This window comes from Nesterenkonia lacusekhoensis, assembly GCF_017876395.1.
In the GTDB taxonomy this organism is placed as follows: Bacteria; Actinomycetota; Actinomycetes; order Actinomycetales; family Micrococcaceae; genus Nesterenkonia; species Nesterenkonia lacusekhoensis.
Genome location: NZ_JAGINX010000001.1, coordinates 1,037,097 through 1,054,448, shown reverse-complemented (window position 1 = coordinate 1,054,448; position 17,352 = coordinate 1,037,097). Strand labels below are relative to the sequence as shown.

Sequence of the window (17,352 nt, the reverse complement as noted above, 5' to 3'; positions counted from 1 at the left end):
GGAGGACTGATGATCGCTGAGCATCATTTCTATGAGCCGGCCCAGGGGCACGGGCTGCCGCATTCGCCGTTCAACGCCATCATCGCTCCCCGGCCCATCGGCTGGATCTCCTCACAGAGCCGGCAGGGGGTGCTGAATCTGGCGCCCTTCAGCTTCTTCAACGCCTTCAACTATGAGCCGCCGATCATCGGATTCGCCGGCAACGGCCCCAAGGACAGCGTGTTCAACGCCGAGTCCACCGGGGAGTTCTGCTGGAACCTGGCCAGCGCGGATCTGGGCGAACAGATGAATGCCACCTCAGCGGCCGTCCCGCCGGATCAGGACGAGTTCGCACTGGCTGGTCTGACCCCTGCGGCCTCCCGCGTGGTGGCGGTCCCGCATGTGGCCCAGGCTCAGGCGGTCTTCGAATGCCGAACCAGCCAGGTGGTCCCGCTGGTCTCGGCCTCCGGAGCGCAGACGGTCACCACAGTGGTCTTCGGGGAGGTGGTCGGGGTGCACATCAGCACTGCGCTGCTGCAGGAGGGCATCTATCAGACAGCGGCCGCCGAGCCTCTGCTGCGCGGCGGCGGCCCTTCGGCCTACTTCACCGTGCGGGCTGAGGACCGCCTCGAGATGTCCCGGCCCCAGCCCACGTCCCGGCCCCAGCCCTCACTCCGGCCTCAGCAGAAGACTGCCGAGGGCCCGGACGCCGCGGCATAGGGTGGGACTATGACCAAGCCGTTCCGCCAAGTCGATGTCTTCTGCCATACGCCCTTCTCCGGAAACCCGGTGGCAGTGGTGGCTGATGCTGATGATCTGACCGACGAGCAGATGCAGGCGGTGTCACGGTGGACCAATCTCTCGGAATGCACCTTCCTGCTGACGCCCACCACCGGTGACGCTGACTACCGGGTGCGCATCTTCAGCCTGGATCGCGAGCTGCCCTTCGCCGGACATCCCACGCTGGGAACGGCGCGGGCCTGGCTGGATCTGAGCGGCCGCCCCCGCACTCCGGGGCGGATCGTCCAGGAGTGCGGTGTGGGACTGGTCCCGCTGCGTCATGAGAAGGATCGGCTGGCCTTCCGCGCTCCGCCGCTGCTGCGCTCCGGCGCCGTGGACCCGACCTACCGGGACCAGCTGCGCCGCACGCTGCGGCTGAGCGAGGGCCAGCTCGTCGACGCCGCATGGACCGACAACGGCCCCGGGTGGGTGACCGTGCTGGTGGACAGCCCCGAGACGCTCTACGGGATCGCACCGGACCCGAGCATCATCGCCGATCCGGAGCTGAAACATATCGGCGTCGCCGCACTGACCCACGGATCCGCGGCGACGGCCTTGGAGGTACGCGGTTTCTTCGGTGACGACACCGGCGCCTTCCGCGAGGACCCCGTCACGGGCAGCCTGAACGCCTCCGTCGCTCAGTGGCTGACCTTCTCAGAGCGCCTCAGCACGCCCTACACCGCAGGACAGGGTTCCGCGCTGCAGCGCGACGGACGGATCCTGATCGACGCCGACGATGAGGGCCTCTGGGTCGGCGGGAACACTGCAGTCGCGCTCTCCGGCACGATCGCTCTGTGACGCGCACTCAGCTCTGTGAGGGGACACTCACAGAAGCGATGAGAGTCACAGGACCAGTGTGGTGAGCACTCCGACCAGTCCGGCCCAGAGGTAGCTGACCAGAGTGCCGATGATGAACCGCTCAGTGGCTTTGGCCCGCTGGGCGCTGTGGGTGGCCCGCAGCTCCGGATAGCGCCCCAGACCCTTGACCGCGAGCACCACGACCACCGCTTCCGGATGACCGGCGATGATCGCCCCAGTGATGGCCAGGCGCTCCAGCACCCCGATCCAGGTGCCCCCGCGCAGCACGCCCGGGGCGTATCCCTCAGGCTCCACCCACCGCAGGATCAGCGAGACCAGCAGCGCGCCCAACGCTGCGGAGAGCCCCAGAGCGGCGACGACGATCCCGGCACTGATCAACACGTCCATGGCACCATTCTGCGTGTGGGCACCGACATCTCAGCGTGACGGCCCGGCCGTGCCCGCTGCGCGCTGCAGCAGATCGGCGATCACCGGCCGCACACGCAGCTCCTCCTCAGCCATCGCGGCCTGCAGACGCTTGCTGACCGCCTGGGGCGAGACATCGAGCTCAGCGGCGATGCTGGTCTGTGTCATGCCCTCCAGCTTCAGTGCCACAGCCTGCTGTCCGCCCTCGGATCGACGCCGGACCGCTGAGGCCAGCAGCTGCAGCACGGCAGTGGCCGAGGAGGCCGCGTGGTCATCGGCACCTTCGACCACCACCGGCGACGGCTCGCCGCGACCTTTCGCCCGCTCCACAGCAGTGCGCGCCAGGTAGAACGCCTCGCCTGAACTTTCCCGGGCGCTGGGGCCCCGAGGCTCCTCCACGGATCCTGCACCGATCCCCACCGCCCAGTGCTCACCCCGGAGAAGTCGGATGCTGAGGTCCACTGCGGCCTCGGCATCGGAGAGCAGGATCTGAACCTCATCGCCCACAGTGCGCTCAAGAGGCAGCGCGATGACCTCTGCGTTGCCCTGAGACCAGGGGCGCAGCTGCTCGATGAGCGCGGGAACACGATCCGCGCTGCAGCGGCTGCCGCGCTGATCTGCTGTGATCACGAACATGCATCAACCCTAGACCGTTGATTCGTGGAGATCAACCTCTGGAGGTTGTTCCATCAGGATCAGCTTCTCAGCGGAGACAGACAGAGGGCCCGGGTGGGGCGCCGTATCAGCGCCCCTCCCGGGCCCTCTCTGCAGATGTGCTGTGCCACATCCATGCAGGGTGTCTCGGCCGAGCCGACTTCAGATGTTGAACCCGAGGGCCCGCATCTGCTCGCGGCCGTCATCAGTGATCTTCTCGGGACCCCATGGCGGCATCCACACCCAGTTCAGCCGCCACTCGTCGACCATGGTGCCGATGTTCTGACCGACCTGCTCCTCGAGCACGTCGGTCAGCGGGCAGGCCGCGGTGGTCAGCGTCATGTCGATGATCAGGGCGCCGTCCTCGGCATAGTGCAGGCCGTAGAGCAGCCCCAGATCCACGATGTTGATCCCGAGTTCCGGGTCGATGACCTCTTTGAGGGCCTCTTCGATGTCTTCCAGCGGAGTCTGAGCAGCAACGTCAGTCATCCGGCTCTCCTTCCTGTCCGCCCGACGCTTCTCACAGCGTCAACGTCAATAGTGTCTCAGCTATGCCCGAGCCTGTGCCAGAGCATCTTTCAGAGCGGCCCATCCCAGCAGCGCACATTTGATGCGGGCCGGATACTTGGCCACGCCGGTGAACGCGCTGAGGTCCTCCAGATCCTCCTGCTTGGCCGCCTCGAGCTCCTTGCCCCGACCATGCATGAGCTCACGGAACAGGTCGCCGAGCTCATCGGCCCGCTGCGGCTGCTCCCCGTCGAGCATCTCGTGCATGATCGACAGAGAGGCCTGGGAGATGGAGCACCCGCGCCCGGTCCACGCCAGGCCCTCGAGCCTGGCGCCCTCGAGCTTCACCTGCACCGTGCACTCATCACCGCAGGTGGGGTTCACCTGGAAGGAGGACCCGTCGGCACCGGCGAGCTCGCCCTCACCCGAACGCTCTCGGGAGTGGTCGAGGATGACCTGCTGATAGAGCTGTTCCATCGCATCAGCCATGGTCAGTCCCTCCCTTCGGCAGCTCCGAAGAAGCTGCGCACACGGTGCAGCCCCTCGATGAACGCGTCGATCTCCGCCTCAGTGGTGTGAACCCCGGCGGAGGCTCGTGCAGAGGCATGGACACCCAGGCGACGGTGCACCGGCTGGGCGCAGTGGTGACCCACCCGCACTGCGATGCCGGCATCGTCCAGCACCTGTCCCACATCATGAGGATGGACGCCTTCGACCTCGAAGGCCACCACGGCCAAACGGTCCTCTGGGCTCTGCGGACCCAGCACACGCACGCCGGGCACCTGCGCCATGGACTCGAGCAGACGCCTGGTCAGGGTCTGCTCATGGGCGGCGAAGGCCTGCATACCCACATCGCTGAGGTAATCGACAGCGGCATGGAAGCCCGCCGCCTGGGCCACCATCTGGGTCCCAGCCTCGAACCGCTGCGGCGGTGGCATAAAGGTCGTGGACTCCATGGTCACCAGCTCCACCATCGAGCCTCCGGTGAGGAACGGCGGCAGGGCCTCCAGCAGCTCCCGGCGTCCGTAGAGGGCGCCGATGCCGGTCGGAGCCAGCATCTTATGGCCGGAGAACGCCGCAAAGTCTACGCCGAGGTCGTGGAAGTCCACCGGCAGGTGGGCCGCCGACTGGCAGGCGTCGAGTACGGTGAAGGCTCCCACAGCCTGAGCACGTCGTACGATCTCAGCCACCGGGGTGATGGCGCCGGTGACGTTGGAGGCGTGGGTGAAGGCCACGACCTTGGTCCTGGCTCCGATGACCTCGAAGTCTTCAGCGTCGAGCCGACACTCATCGGTCACACCGATCCAGCGCAGCCGCGCACCGGTCTTGGCCGCCAGCTCCTGCCACGGCACCAGGTTCGCGTGATGCTCCAGCTCGGTGACCACGATCTCGTCACCCTCGGAGAGCACGAACGGCTCCTCCTCGGCTGCACCACGGCCCATGCGTGCATTCAGTGTGGCGTTGAGGAAGCTGTAGGCCACCAGGTTCAGACCCTCGGTGGCGTTCTTGGCCCACACGAGCTCATCGAACTCCGCACCCACGAACTCTGCGACCGCCGTGCGTGCGCCCTCGTAGACCTCAGTGGCCTCCTCAGCCACCGCGTGGGCACCGCGGTGGACCGCCGCATTGGTGTGCTCGTAGAAGTGCCGCTCAGCCTCGATGACCTGACGAGGCTTCTGCGACGTGGCACCGGTGTCCAGATAGACGAGACGCTTCCCGTCCCGGACCTCACGGTCCAGGAGCGGGAAGTCGGCCCGAATGCGTTCGATATCGATCACGTGAGGATCAGGCGCCCACAGCGGTGAGGAAACGGTCGTAGCCGTTGGCCTCGAGCTCATCAGCCAGCTCGGGTCCGCCCTGCTCAGCCACCTGACCGTCGACGAAGACGTGGACGTAGTCAGGCTTGATGTAGTTGAGGATGCGGGTGTAGTGGGTGATCAGCAGAGTGCCCATGTCGTTCTCGGCGTGAGCACGGTTCACACCCTCGGAGACCACGCGCAGAGCGTCGATGTCCAGGCCCGAGTCGGTCTCGTCCAGCACGGCGAACTTCGGCTTGAACAGCTCGAGCTGCAGGATCTCCACGCGCTTCTTCTCGCCGCCGGAGAAGCCCTCGTTCACGTTGCGGTTGGCGAAGTCGGCGTCGACCTTCAGCTTGGCCATCGCCTCCTTGACCTCCTTGGTCCAGGTGCGCAGCTTCGGAGCCTCGCCGTCCAGGGCCGTCTTGGCGGTCCGCAGGAAGTTGGTCATGGTCACGCCGGGCACCTCGACGGGGTACTGCATCGCCAGGAAGAGGCCGGCCTGGGCGCGCTCATCGACGCCCATCTCCAGGACGTCCTCGCCGTCCAGAGTGATGGAGCCGGAGGTCACCTCGTAGCGGGGGTGGCCGGCGATCGTGGAGGCCAGGGTGGACTTGCCGGAGCCGTTGGGGCCCATGATGGCGTGGGTCTCGCCGGAGCTGATGGTCAGGGAGACGCCCTTGAGGATCTCCTTGGAGCCCTGCTCGGTCTCGATGGAGACGTGCAGGTCCTTGATCTCGAGAGTAGACATGTTCTCTGTGTGTCCTTTGCTCGTGTGGTGAAGCGTTGAAGTCAGTGCTGCCGGTCCGTGCCGGACCGACGGGGGAACTCAGAAGCCGGCGATCTCCAGCTCGTTCTCCAGGTCCTCCTGGAGGGACTCTTCGATGGAGTCCACGCCGATCTTCTGGATGATCTCGTTGAGGAAGCCGCGGACCACCAGCTGGCGGGCCTCCTTCTCCGGGATGCCGCGGGCCATGAGGTAGAACAGGTGGTTCTCGTCGAAGCGGCCGGTGGAGGATGCGTGGCCTGCGCCTTCGATGACGCCGGTCTCGATCTCCAGGTTCGGCACAGAATCGGCGCGGGCGCCGTCGGTGAGCACCAGGTTCTGGTTCTTCTCGTAGGAGTCGGTACCCTCGGCCGCCTTGCGGATCAGGACATCGCCCACCCACACCGAACGCGCGGACTCGCCCTGCAGCGCACCCTTGTACAGCACGTTGGAGGCGTTGCGCGGGGCGTTGTGGTCCACGAAGGTGCGGTGCTCGAGGTGCTGGCCGGCGTCGGCGAAGTACAGACCGTACATCTCAGCCTCTGCACCCTCTGCGGCGTAGCGGAAGTTCGCGTTCAGACGCACCATCTCGCCGCCCAGGGTCACGGCGACGTGCTTGTACTTGGCGTCGCGGCCGACCTCGGCGTCGTGCTGACCGACGTGGACGGCGTCGTCGTTCCACCGCTGCAGAGAGATGACCTTGATGTCGGCACCGTCGGCGACCTTGACCTCCACGTTGCCGTTGAAGGCGGCGCTGCCGCGGTGCTCCAGGACGAAGACGGCCTTGGCGTGGTTCTCGGCCTCGAGCACGATGTGGCTGTTCGCGCGGCTGCCGGCCTCGGTGCCGGTGATGTCCACACGGATGGGCTCCTCCAGCTCGGCCGATGCCGGAACCTTCAGGTACAGCGCCTCGGCGGCGTTCTTGGATCCGACGGCGGCGGCACGGTCAGCCGGGTGCAGGACGGTGTTCCGGGGTGCGGCGTCCTGGCCCAGGGAGGAGACGGTGACGTTCTCAGGCGCGGTGACCTCGTAGCGCACCGGCTCACCGTCGGTGGCAGCGTCGGTGAGCACGGGAGCAAGCTTCTTCAGCGGAGTGAACCGCCACTCCTCCTCGCGGCCCGTGGGCTCCGGAAAGCCGGCCACGTCGAATCCGGTGTGGCGGTTGGCGCGGGAGCCGATGCCCGCAGTGATCTCCTTGGACTCGCCCACACCGCCGTGGGAGTGGTCTGCGGCGGCGTTGGTCTGGGCGGCGAGGTTCTCGCCCTCTTCGGTCATGCCGGGGATGAAGATACGGCGTTCGCCGACCTCTACGCCAGCAACCTTCTCCGCCTGCTCAGCAGGGGTATTCGTCATCTGTTTCTCGTCCCTTAACTCTCGATGAGATCTCGGTAAAAGTGGTGGTGAAAGGCTGCCCGTCCCCACAGCCGCCCGCCGAGGCCCTCACAGGACCTCAGCGGGCGGCCGGGGTGCGGCGACGGCTGGATCAGCCGACGGAGCCCTCCATCTGCAGCTCGATCAGGCGGTTGAGCTCCAGCGCGTACTCCATGGGCAGCTCACGGGCGATCGGCTCGATGAAGCCGCGCACGATCATCGCCATGGCCTCGTCCTCAGCCATGCCGCGCGCCATCAGGTAGAACAGCTGGTCTTCGGAGACCTTGGAGACCGTGGCCTCGTGCCCCAGCGTCACATCGTCCTCACGGATGTCGATGTAGGGGTAGGTGTCGGTCTTGGAGATCGTGTCCACCAGCAGGGCGTCGCAGACCACAGAGTTGGCCGAGTTGTAGGCGCCCTCGTTGATCTGGACCAGTCCGCGGTAGGAGGCGCGGCCGCCGGAGCGGGCCACCGACTTCGACACGATCGAGCTCGAGGTGTGCGGCGCCATGTGCACCATCTTGGAGCCGGTGTCCTGGTGCTGGTCCTCGCCGGCGAAGGCCACCGAGAGGGTCTCTCCCTTGGCATGCTCGCCGGTGAGGTAGACCGCGGGGTACTTCATGGTGACCTTGGAACCGATGTTGCCGTCGATCCACTCCATCGTGCCGCCCTCTTCGACCACGGCACGCTTGGTCACCAGGTTGTACACGTTGGTGGACCAGTTCTGGATGGTGGTGTAGCGCACGCGCGCGTTCTTCTTCACCACGATCTCGACCACTGCCGAGTGCAGCGAGTCGGTGTTGTAGATCGGTGCGGTGCAGCCCTCGATGTAGTGGACGTAGGAATCCTCGTCCGCGATGATCAGGGTCCGCTCGAACTGGCCCATGTTCTCGGTGTTGATGCGGAAGTAGGCCTGCAGCGGGATCTCCACGTGCACGCCCTTGGGGACGTAGACGAAGGAGCCGCCGGACCATACGGCGGTGTTCAGCGCGGCGAACTTGTTGTCGCCCACCGGGATCACGGAGCCGAAGTACTCCTCGAAGAACTCCGGGTGCTCCTTCAGAGCGGTGTCGGTGTCCATGAAGATGACGCCCTGCTCCTCCAGATCTTCACGGATCTGGTGGTAGACGACCTCGGACTCGTACTGGGCGGCCACGCCGGCCACCAGACGCTCGCGCTCAGCCTCCGGGATGCCCAGCTTCTCGTAGGTGTTGCGGATCTCCTCCGGCAGGTCCTCCCAGGTCTGGGCCTGCTTCTCGGTGGAGCGCACGAAGTACTTGATGTTGTCGAAGTCGATCTCGGTGAGGTCGGCGCCCCAGAGCGGCAGCGGCTTGCGGTCGAAGTACTTCAGGCCCTTCTGACGCAGCTTGAGCATCCAGTCCGGCTCGTCCTTCTTGCTGGAGATGTCAGCGACGACCTCCGAGTCGATGCCGCGCTTGGCATTGGCGCCGGCGTCGTCCTTGTCAGCCCACCCGTACTCATAGGCACCGATGGCATTCAGCTCGGGGTTGGCATCCAGGACCTCCTGGATGACCCCCGGATCCTCGGTCTTGTTGATCTGCTCGGTCATGACAACCTCTCTTGTTGACGGGGGGAGATGACGATTCTCCGGCGTCCGCCGCCGGTGGCCCGGATCCGTGCCGGGTCGGCGCCTGCGGACTCGGAAGCGTGTGGTCCCGACGCGGCCGCAGTCTGTGCGGCCCGTGCGCGACGCTCTGCGGCGAGCTTCTCACGGCCCACCGGGACGTGGGTGGTGCAGACGTGGGCACCGCCGGCCTGTGTGGAGAGCCTGCGGACGTCGACATCGAGCAGGCGGGAGATCATCTCCGTCTCCTCCTCACAGAACACCGGATGCGCCTCAGCTATTTCCCGAATGGGACAGTGGCCCTGGCACAGCTGGGTGGACTGCATGGCCAGCAGCGGGTTGTCCCGGCCGACCAATCGGGTGAAGCCGGCGAAGCCGTCCTGGTTGAAGAGCTCGGAGAGCTTCTCGGTGCGCTCGTCGAGATCGGTGATGCCCTCCAGCCGCTGGCGGTACTTCGACTCGAATCCGCCGAAGTACCGTGTGGCCAGGGCCCGGGCGGCGTCGTCCTGCTCGCTCTCCTCCAGCAGGCTCAGCGCCTGCCGGGTCAGGGACAGGTAGTCGTCGCCCAACGCCTGTTGGCCGCGCTGCGAGATGACGTAGCGCCGCGACGGGCGTCCGGCGCCCTTGCGACGCGTGGTCACATTCTTGATCTCCACGATGCCCTGCTCAGTCATCGCGTCCAGGTGGCGGCGGACCGCCGCCGCGGTCAGATCCAGCCTGCGTCCGAGGGCGGCCGCGCTGATGGGACCCTCCTCGACCACGAGCTGGAGCACCCGCTCCCGGGTCGAACCGTCAGCCTCGCGGGACGTGTCGGCCTCTGCGGTCTCGCCCGGTCCGGGCGACCGCACGGCGTCGGGTCGCGAAGCGATGGAATCCATAGTCCTATTATGAACTACTAAGATCAGCAATCTCTAGTAAGGCCGACCTTGCCCCGTCGGTGCGGCCTGCTCCATCGGTTCGGCAGGGGCGCCGCTGCGGTCAGCTCACGCCCAGAGCGTCCTGGATCGGCCCAGAGACGAAGTAGAGCACGAACAGCGCCGCCGTGACGTACATCAGCGGGTGGACCTCGCGGAACTTCCCGCGCAGCACCTTGACCAGGACATAGGTGATGAATCCGGCGCCGATGCCGTTGGTGATCGAGTAGCTGAAGGGCATCATCACCAGCGTCATGAAGGCGGGGATCGCGATCTCCACGTCCTTCCAGTCGATCCTGGTGATCTGCTGCATCATCAGGAAGCCCACCAGGATCAGAGTCGCCGATGCCGCCTCAGTGGGGATCAGCTCAGCCAGCGGGGCCAGCACGATCGTCGCCAGGAACAGCACGCCGGTGACCATGTTCGCCAGACCGGTGCGGGCGCCGTCGCCGACGCCCACCGTGGATTCGATGAATCCGGAGTTCACCGAGGTCCCGCCGGCACCGCCGCCCATCGTGCCCAGCGCATCAGCCACCATGATCCGGCGGGAGTAGGGGATCTCGCCGTCGTCGTCCTTGATGTCACCGGTGTTGGAGACTCCGACCATGGTGCCCAGCAGGTCGAAGAAGTTGGCCAGCAGCAGCGTGAAGATCAGCAGAGTGGCCGCCACCATGCCCACAGATTCCCAGGAGCCCAGCAGGTTGAACTGTCCGAGCACGCTCAGATCCGGAGCCGTGATCCAGTCCTTGTCCAGAGTCGGCACATTGAGGTCCCACCCGTATTCGTTGAGCACCTCACCGTCGTCACCGGTGCGCGGCCCCACCGACAGCAGGGACTCGATGGTGATGGCCAGAACTGTGGCGCCGATGATCGAGTACAGGATGGCGCCGCGGATGTTCGCCGACCACATGGCGAAGAGGGCGAAGAGAGCGACCAGGAAGATCAGCAGCGGCCAGCCGAAGACGAAGCCGCCCACACCGAGCTCCAGACCGGTGCCGCCTGAGTTCTGGATGAAGCCGGCGTTGATCATGCCGATCAGGGCGATGAACAGGCCGATACCCACACTGATGGCCACCTTCAGCGGTGAAGGGACCGCGTTGAATATCGCGGAGCGGAAGCCGGTCAGCACCAGGATCAGCAGGATGAAGCCTTCGATGACGACCAGGCCCATGGCATCGGCCCAGGTCATCCCCGGAAGGACCACGATCCCGTAGGTGATGAAGGCCGAGAGGCCCAACGAGGAGGAGACCGCCATGGGGAATTTGCCCACCACCCCCATCAGGATGGTCAGCACGCCTGAGATCAGAGAGGTGGCCGCCGCGATCATCGCGAAGTTCGGCTCCTCGCCGCCGCCCAGGTAGTTGCCGGTGGAGTCCTGCGCGCCCCCGATGATCAACGGGTTGAGCACAATGATGTAGGACATCGCGAAGAAGGTCGCCAGTCCTCCACGCATCTCGCGGCCCAGGGTCGAACCCCGTTCGGTGATGTGGAAGTAGCGGTCCAGGAAGCTCAGGTTCCCGCGGGCGTGGGTGGTGGAATCATTCTGCTGCGTCACAGCACGGCACTCTATCGCCTGGACGGCTCGGGCGCGCACCGCTTTCTTCTACGCACTGTAGAAAAGGTAGACTGGACCGGTGCCCCAGCATCCACCCTGTCTCAGCCTGCGCCAGGTGCGGTACGCCGTGGGCTCCTCCCAGCGGAGCGCCGGAGTGAAGGAGATCCTCCGCGGCGTGGACTTCACCGCACGCAGCGGCGAGGTGACCGTCCTCCTCGGCCCCAACGGCGCGGGAAAGACCACCGCGCTCGGAGCCGCCCAAGGCCTCCTGCGCCCGTCCCAGGGAACTGTCCAGCTGCTCGGGCAGAATCCCTACAGAGCCGGCGCGGCGCTGCGCGCCCGGGTCGGTGTGATGCTTCAGGACGGCGGGCTCCCCCAGTCCCAGCAGCCCGGTGTGCTGCTGCGCCACGTGGCCCGCCTGCATCAGAACCCCTGGCCGGTGGATGACCTGATGGAGCGCCTGGACATGGGTGACTTCATGACCACCAGCATCCGCCGCCTCTCCGGCGGACAGAAGCAGCGGGTCGCCTTGGCGGCCAGCCTGATCGGGCGCCCGGAAGTGGTCTTCCTGGATGAGCCCTCCGCCGGCCTGGACCCCCAGTCACGCCAGATGGTCTTCGACCTGATCCAGCACCTGCGACGCCTCGGGCTGGGCATCGTGCTGACCACGCACCTCCTCGAAGAGGCCCAGAAGCTGGCCGACTCGGTGTTCATCCTCAAGGACGGTCTCGTGGTCCGCCACGGGACAGTGTCCGAACTCACCGGCGACGCCGACGCGGCCGCAACCGACGGTGCGGCACCGGCCCGACGGCTCGTGTTCGTGGCACCTAGGACCCTCACCCGGGTCGAGCTGGAGTCTGCTCCGCTGGCTCTGGAGCTCGATGGCAGCGCCGACAACGAGCCCGGCGCCCGGTGGGCCGCCTCGGGGATCAGCACCCCCGCCGACCTGAGCGCGCTGACCACCTGGTGGGAGCAGATCCGTCTCATGCCCGGCGAGGTCTCCTTCGAAGCCCGCACCCTTGAGGACGTCTTCTGGGAGGTCTCGACCTCATGAGCACTGAGCTCTCGCGCCCAGCCCCCGCGGCACAGCGGGTGATCGCCCATGGTCTGTATGAGACCCGCAACGTGCTGCGCAACGGCGAGCAGCTGCTGGTCTCCCTGATCCTCCCCCTGCTGGTGCTGCTGGGCGCGCACCGACTGGACATCGCCCTGGGCGACAGCTCCCTGCCGAGCATCGACGTGATCACTCCGGGCGTGCTCGCCCTGGCCGTCATGGCCTCCGCCTTCACCGGGCAGGGCATCGCCACCGGCTTCGAGCGCCAGTACGGGGTGCTGGCCTATCTGGCCACCACTCCCCTGGGCCCCACCGGGCTGATCCTGGGCAAGGCCCTGGCCGTGCTCTGTGTGGTCATCGTCCAAGCCGTGGTGCTCGGCGGCGCCGGACTGGTGCTGGGCTGGTCGCCTGAGCCGACCGGGCTGCCGTGGCTGGCCCTCGCCGTCGTCATGGGCGCCGCCGCGTTCACCGCACTAGGCCTGCTGCTGGCCGGAACCGTCCGCGCCGAAGCCACACTGGCGCTGACCAATGTGCTCTGGGTGCTGATGGGCGCCGCCGGCGGGACGGTGTTCCCGCTCGACCACGACGGCGGAGCCGCCCTGCTGCTCCTGCTGCCCTCTGCCTCGCTGGGCGAGAGCATCCGCACTGCGACTCTGGAGGGCAGCCCTGCCCTGCTGCCCCTGATCATCCTTGCCGGCTGGGCCGCCCTGGCGACCCTGGCCGCACGCCGCTGGTTCAACTGGAGATGAGGACCCTCCCATGAACATCATCGATAGCATCCGACGTCGGCTCCCGACCGAGATCACGCGCAGGACCAAGCGGATCGCCTGGGCCTCGCTGGTGGCCAACATCGGCATCATCCTCACCGGCGGTGCCGTCCGGCTCACCGACTCCGGACTGGGCTGCCCCGAATGGCCCATGTGCACCGAAGACTCCCTGGTCTCCACCGCAGAGATGGGCATCCACGGTGCCATCGAGTTCGGCAACCGGCTGCTGACCTATGTGCTGATCGCCATCGCAGCAGCCCTGCTGCTCTCCGTGGTGCGGCTCTGGCAGACCCATCGCTCGCTGGTGGTCATGTCCATCGTGGTCGTGGCCGGCATCCCGATGCAGGGCGTCATCGGCGGCATCACCGTCTGGACCCACCTCAACCCCTGGGTCGTCGCACTTCACTTCATCGTCTCGGCGGGACTGGTGATGGTCTCCACGTGGATCCTCAACCGGATCTCTCTGGAGCTGCGGACCGGCGGGCCCGGCGTCCCGCTGGTCGACGGCGACACCGATCATGTCACCCGAGGCATGGCCTGGGTGATCCTGGGCGCGGCATGGGTCGCCGTGGTGCTGGGCACTGTGGTGACCGGCACCGGGCCTCACGCGGGCGACCCGGAGGCACCGCGGCACGGCTTCGACCCCCAGCTGGTCACCCAGCTGCATGTGGTGCCGGTCTATGTGCTCTGCGCGGCCACTGTGGCAGTGCTGGTCCGCCAGGCAGGTCTGCGCACCTCCCCCGCCCAGCGCCGTGCGGCGTGGCTTCTGGTGGCTGTGATCGTGGCCCAGGGCATCATCGGCTACACGCAGCACTTCACCGGCCTGCCCCTCGGTCTGGTCTGGGCCCATATGTTGGGCTCGGCGCTGACGATGGTCGCCGCCGCCAACCTGTGGGACCGCTATCAGGGCCCCTACATCACCAGGAGTCCCTACTCCTCACCCGAGTCCCCGGAGTCGTCGAAGACGTCGATGGTTCCTGAGTAGTTCGCCACCCAGACCGAGGCGGTGACCGAGTCATAGCTGACCCCGATGGGCAGGTGTCCGGTGGGTCGGCGGTCGATCTCCTCGAAGCTCTCGGCGTCGAACTTCGAGACGGTGTCCTCGTCATAGTTGACGATGTAGAGGGCGCTGCCGTCGGCGGAGATGTCCATGGTGCGCGGCTCCTGGCCCGTGTTCGCCGTGCGGATGACCTCGTCGGTCTCGGTGTCGAAGGCCACCAGCAGGTCCGACCGGGAGAAGGTCACATACAGAGTCTCGCTGTCCGGCGAGAGCACCAGATGGCGCGGGAAGCTCGCCTGGTCATAGATGATCTCGCTCTGTTGGGACTCCAGGTCCACGCGGTAGAGCTCATCGGCATACATCGCCGTCACATAGACCGTCTCATTGTCCGGCATCGCGGCGATGCCGCGAGGCTGGGCATTGAGCGGAATGCGGAACTCCTCCTCGCCGGTCTCTGTGTCGATGACAGAGAGGTCGAAGTCGCACCAGTTGGTCACCAGCAGCCTTGAGCCGTCCGGCGTCAGCTCCACGAACTTGGGCACCCGACCCACTTCGATGAACTGGTCCCAGTCCTGCTCCTCGACGCTGTACCGGTAGACCGCAGAGGGTGCGATCGCCTCGCCTGCTGTACAGCTGTCATCAGCACTGGCGCCCATATCGGCCAGACGGTAGTTGGACACATAGGCGTACTGGCCGTCCTCAGTCCAGACCGCCTCCACCGGAGCCCCTTGGACACTCTCCGGGTAGCCTTCCGCCCCGAGATCCCCCGGGGTCACCGTGTCCGGAAGCTCCTGGACGAGCTCCCGAGTCTCCGTGTCATAGACGGTGACGGTGTTCTGATAGAGCATGTTGTTGGCGATGGCCAGGCCGTCTCCGCTGGAGACCACAGACTTCGGCGAGATCACCGTATCGGTCAGGCTGTCCTGGTGGAGCGTGGTCTCATGCTCCAGCGAGGTGCTGCTGGCCTCGGGGACGTCTGGAGCCTGCTCCTCGCTCTCCTGTTCCGGGCTCTCCTGCTCCGGGCTCTCCTGCTCCTCGTCCTCACCGAGAGGGGCCTCTGTTCCCTCGGCCGTCTGCTCGGAGGCTGTCTGCTGCTGAGTCGCCTCGTCCGATCCTGCCTCGGCGTCGTCGCCTCCGCAGGAGGTCAGCATCAGCAGCGCCGCCAACGACGCCGCGCCCCAGGCCTCATGAGTCCTCTGCTCCACCGGTCTCCCTCTCTCTGTGCAGATCTGTCCCTGTCCACGGCGCCGACGGCGCGGGGTCAGGGTCTGTACAGACTCTACTCGGAGGGACTGCGGCCGTCAGGGATCACATGCGCAGCTGGAATGTCCCTGCGGCCTTGTCGTGCAGCGCCCGCCCGTCGGGGCCGGAGAGGATGGCCGGGATCACCAGCAGCAGCAGACCGGTGCGCAAGGCCACGGGGCCAATGCCGGGGGCCTGAGTTCCGCGGACCACCTGGATCCGCACGATCCGCTTGCCGACCGTGATCCCCAGGAAGCTCACCATGGTCAGGTGCATCAGCACGAAGAGCACCAGGGCCAGGAGCCCGCCCAGCTGATCGGCAGCCTGTGCGGATCCGCCGAAGGATCCGGCGAGCACGGTTCCGAAGACCATCACCAAGGCCCAATCGATGAACAGAGCGAGCACCCTCCGTCCCAGCGGCGCCATGCTTCCCGGACCGGACTCCGGGAGCCCATACTCGTGGCCGGGCCAGCCGGCGTCGTTGTCTGAAGTCATCTGCACCATCCTAAGTGGGCGGCGAATGAGCACCTTAAGTTACATGCCTGAAACATTTGCGTGATGGGTGAGAAACTCAGCACTCGGTAGGGTGAGGGTTGACCCGAACGCATGACCCATAGACATGACCCATAGAGGAGCACGGACGCATGTTCACCAGCCCCGAGGAAGTTCTGAAGTTCATCAAGGAAGAGGACGTCAAGTTCGTCGACATCCGCTTCACTGACCTTCCCGGCCTCCAGCACCACTTCAATGTTCCGGCCAAGACCGTCGACCTCGAGTTCTTCGAGAACGGTCAGCTGTTCGATGGCTCCTCCATCCGCGGCTTCCAGGGCATCGCAGAGTCCGATATGCAGCTGATCCCGGATGTGGCGACTGCGTTCCTGGACGAGTACCGCGCAGAGAAGACTCTCGCGATGAACTTCTCCATCGTGAACCCCCGCACCGGCGAGCCCTACGCCCGCGATCCCCGCGGCGTGGCCCAGAAGGCCGAAGAGTACCTCTCCTCCTCCGGCATCGCCGACACCGCGTTCTTCGGCCCCGAGGCTGAGTTCTTCCTCTTCGACGATGTGAAGTGGTCCTCCACCCCGCAGGCCTCCTTCTACTCCGTGGACGCCGAGGAGGCCGAGTGGAAGTCCGGCGAGCAGATCCCCGGCGGCAATCTGGGCCACCAGATGGCCACCAAGGGCGGCTACTTCCCCGTGACTCCTCAGGACAAGACCGCAGACGTCCGCGATGCGATCTGCCTGGCCCTCGAAGCTGTGGGCCTGGAGGTCGAGCGCTCCCACCACGAGGTCGGCGGCCCCGGTCAGCAGGAGATCAACTACAAGTTCAACACTCTGGTGCACGCGGCCGACGACGTCCAGAAGTTCAAGTACGTCGTGAAGAACACCGCGCTGGAGTACGGCAAGAGCGCCACCTTCATGCCCAAGCCGATCTTCGGTGAGAACGGCTCCGGCATGCACTGCCACCAGTCGCTGTGGTCCGGCGGTGAGCCCCTGTTCTACGACGAGAAGGGCTACGCCAACCTCTCCGACACCGCACGCTGGTACATCGGCGGCCTGCTGAAGCACGCACACGCTGTGCTGGCCTTCTCCAACCCGACCGTGAACTCCTATAAGCGTCTGGTCAAGGGCTACGAGGCTCCGGTCTCGCTGGTCTACTCCCAGGGCAACCGGTCGGCAGCGGTGCGCATCCCGATCACCGGCTCCAACCCGAAGGCCAAGCGCCTGGAGTTCCGTGCCCCCGACGCCTCCGGCAACCCCTACCTGGGCTTCGCCGCCATGCTGATGGCAGGTCTCGACGGCATCAAGAACCGCATCGAGCCCCACGAGCCGGTGGACAAGGACCTCTACGAGCTGCCCGCTGAGGAGCTCAAGGACATCCCGCAGGCTCCCGGCAGCCTCGAGGAGGCCCTGAACGCTCTGGAGAACGACTACGAGTTCCTGCTCGAGGGCGGCGTCTTCACCGAAGAGCTGGTCAAGGCGTGGATCGAGTACAAGCGTGAAGAGGAGATCGCTCCGCTGAACCTGCGCCCGAACCCCTACGAGTTCGAGCTGTACTACAGCGTCTGATCCTGACTCGGACGCCCCCGGAGACAGGCCCCGCACCGACTGGTGCGGGGCCTGTCTCTGTCTGGAGGGGCCCTCTGATCATCCGCGAG

At 66.2% G+C, this 17,352-nt stretch carries 18 protein-coding genes; 6 read left to right on the top strand and 12 right to left on the bottom strand.

The genetic code is table 11. From position 1 onward, the window contains the following. The first annotated feature begins 9 nt into the window (after positions 1 to 9). Both JOF45_RS05020 and JOF45_RS05015 read left to right on the top strand, forming a co-directional pair. On the top strand, positions 10 to 699 hold the full coding sequence (locus tag JOF45_RS05020; protein ID WP_245324141.1) for a flavin reductase family protein: 690 nt from the start codon (positions 10 to 12) through the stop codon (positions 697 to 699). A 9-nt stretch (positions 700 to 708) separates the two neighbouring features. Continuing rightward, positions 709 to 1,557, top strand: a complete 849-nt coding sequence (locus tag JOF45_RS05015) for a PhzF family phenazine biosynthesis protein (RefSeq protein ID WP_210048279.1) — start codon at positions 709 to 711, stop codon at positions 1,555 to 1,557. Positions 1,558 to 1,602: 45 nt separating this feature from the next. Here the strand turns inward: JOF45_RS05015 and JOF45_RS05010 are convergent, their stop codons facing one another. The 10 genes from JOF45_RS05010 to JOF45_RS04965 form a co-directional block, all read right to left on the bottom strand. Continuing rightward, positions 1,603 to 1,965 (bottom strand): hypothetical protein, encoded by a 363-nt coding sequence (locus JOF45_RS05010; protein ID WP_210048278.1) that lies wholly within the window; start codon positions 1,963 to 1,965, stop codon positions 1,603 to 1,605. A 30-nt stretch (positions 1,966 to 1,995) separates the two neighbouring features. Beyond that, positions 1,996 to 2,619, bottom strand: coding sequence for a sigma-70 family RNA polymerase sigma factor (locus JOF45_RS05005; RefSeq protein ID WP_210048277.1), 624 nt, complete (start codon positions 2,617 to 2,619; stop codon positions 1,996 to 1,998). Positions 2,620 to 2,799: 180 nt separating this feature from the next. Continuing rightward, positions 2,800 to 3,126 carry a metal-sulfur cluster assembly factor gene (locus JOF45_RS05000; RefSeq protein ID WP_210048276.1) on the bottom strand — a complete coding sequence of 109 codons (327 nt, stop codon included), beginning with the start codon at positions 3,124 to 3,126 and terminating at the stop codon, positions 2,800 to 2,802. Between the two features lie 60 nt (positions 3,127 to 3,186). After that, on the bottom strand, positions 3,187 to 3,633 hold the full coding sequence (sufU, locus tag JOF45_RS04995) for a Fe-S cluster assembly sulfur transfer protein SufU (RefSeq protein ID WP_210048274.1): 447 nt from the start codon (positions 3,631 to 3,633) through the stop codon (positions 3,187 to 3,189). A gap of 2 nt (positions 3,634 to 3,635) precedes the next feature. Continuing rightward, positions 3,636 to 4,922, bottom strand: coding sequence for a cysteine desulfurase (locus JOF45_RS04990; RefSeq protein WP_342591395.1), 1,287 nt, complete (start codon positions 4,920 to 4,922; stop codon positions 3,636 to 3,638). A gap of 7 nt (positions 4,923 to 4,929) precedes the next feature. Continuing rightward, entirely contained in the window at positions 4,930 to 5,691 is a 762-nt protein-coding gene (gene sufC / locus JOF45_RS04985) for a Fe-S cluster assembly ATPase SufC (protein WP_210048271.1), read from the bottom strand. A gap of 78 nt (positions 5,692 to 5,769) precedes the next feature. Next, on the bottom strand, positions 5,770 to 7,059 hold the full coding sequence (gene sufD, locus JOF45_RS04980; protein ID WP_245324140.1) for a Fe-S cluster assembly protein SufD: 1,290 nt from the start codon (positions 7,057 to 7,059) through the stop codon (positions 5,770 to 5,772). A 130-nt stretch (positions 7,060 to 7,189) separates the two neighbouring features. Then, positions 7,190 to 8,647: a Fe-S cluster assembly protein SufB gene (sufB, locus tag JOF45_RS04975; RefSeq protein WP_245324139.1), complete on the bottom strand. Its 1,458-nt coding sequence runs from the start codon at positions 8,645 to 8,647 to the stop codon at positions 7,190 to 7,192. Further along, positions 8,644 to 9,540, bottom strand: a complete 897-nt coding sequence (locus tag JOF45_RS04970; RefSeq protein WP_210048270.1) for a helix-turn-helix transcriptional regulator — start codon at positions 9,538 to 9,540, stop codon at positions 8,644 to 8,646. Before JOF45_RS04970 ends, sufB begins: the two co-directional genes overlap by 4 nt. A gap of 100 nt (positions 9,541 to 9,640) precedes the next feature. Then, positions 9,641 to 11,131, bottom strand: a complete 1,491-nt coding sequence (locus JOF45_RS04965; RefSeq protein ID WP_342591394.1) for an NCS2 family permease — start codon at positions 11,129 to 11,131, stop codon at positions 9,641 to 9,643. A gap of 79 nt (positions 11,132 to 11,210) precedes the next feature. Here JOF45_RS04965 and JOF45_RS04960 point away from each other — a divergent pair, with 79 nt between their 5' ends. The 3 genes from JOF45_RS04960 to JOF45_RS04950 are packed head-to-tail and all read left to right on the top strand — an operon-like array spanning position 11,211 to position 13,937. Continuing rightward, positions 11,211 to 12,185, top strand: a complete 975-nt coding sequence (locus tag JOF45_RS04960) for an ABC transporter ATP-binding protein (RefSeq protein WP_342591393.1) — start codon at positions 11,211 to 11,213, stop codon at positions 12,183 to 12,185. Continuing rightward, positions 12,182 to 12,934 carry an ABC transporter permease gene (locus JOF45_RS04955; RefSeq protein WP_210048269.1) on the top strand — a complete coding sequence of 251 codons (753 nt, stop codon included), beginning with the start codon at positions 12,182 to 12,184 and terminating at the stop codon, positions 12,932 to 12,934. Before JOF45_RS04960 ends, JOF45_RS04955 begins: the two co-directional genes overlap by 4 nt. A 10-nt stretch (positions 12,935 to 12,944) precedes the next feature. Beyond that, positions 12,945 to 13,937: a COX15/CtaA family protein gene (locus JOF45_RS04950; protein WP_210048268.1), complete on the top strand. Its 993-nt coding sequence runs from the start codon at positions 12,945 to 12,947 to the stop codon at positions 13,935 to 13,937. On the opposite strand, the gene JOF45_RS13610 is transcribed toward JOF45_RS04950, so the two are convergent. Beyond that, complete coding sequence (locus JOF45_RS13610) at positions 13,883 to 15,157, bottom strand: beta-propeller fold lactonase family protein (RefSeq protein WP_210048267.1); 1,275 nt, start codon at positions 15,155 to 15,157, stop codon at positions 13,883 to 13,885. The genes JOF45_RS04950 and JOF45_RS13610 overlap by 55 nt on opposite strands. A 103-nt stretch (positions 15,158 to 15,260) precedes the next feature. Further along, positions 15,261 to 15,689, bottom strand: a complete 429-nt coding sequence (locus tag JOF45_RS04940; protein ID WP_210048266.1) for an RDD family protein — start codon at positions 15,687 to 15,689, stop codon at positions 15,261 to 15,263. Between the two features lie 149 nt (positions 15,690 to 15,838). Between JOF45_RS04940 and glnA the strand changes: the two genes are divergently transcribed. Next, entirely contained in the window at positions 15,839 to 17,263 is a 1,425-nt protein-coding gene (gene glnA, locus JOF45_RS04935; protein ID WP_210048264.1) for a type I glutamate--ammonia ligase, read from the top strand. Positions 17,264 to 17,352 lie beyond the last annotated feature (89 nt).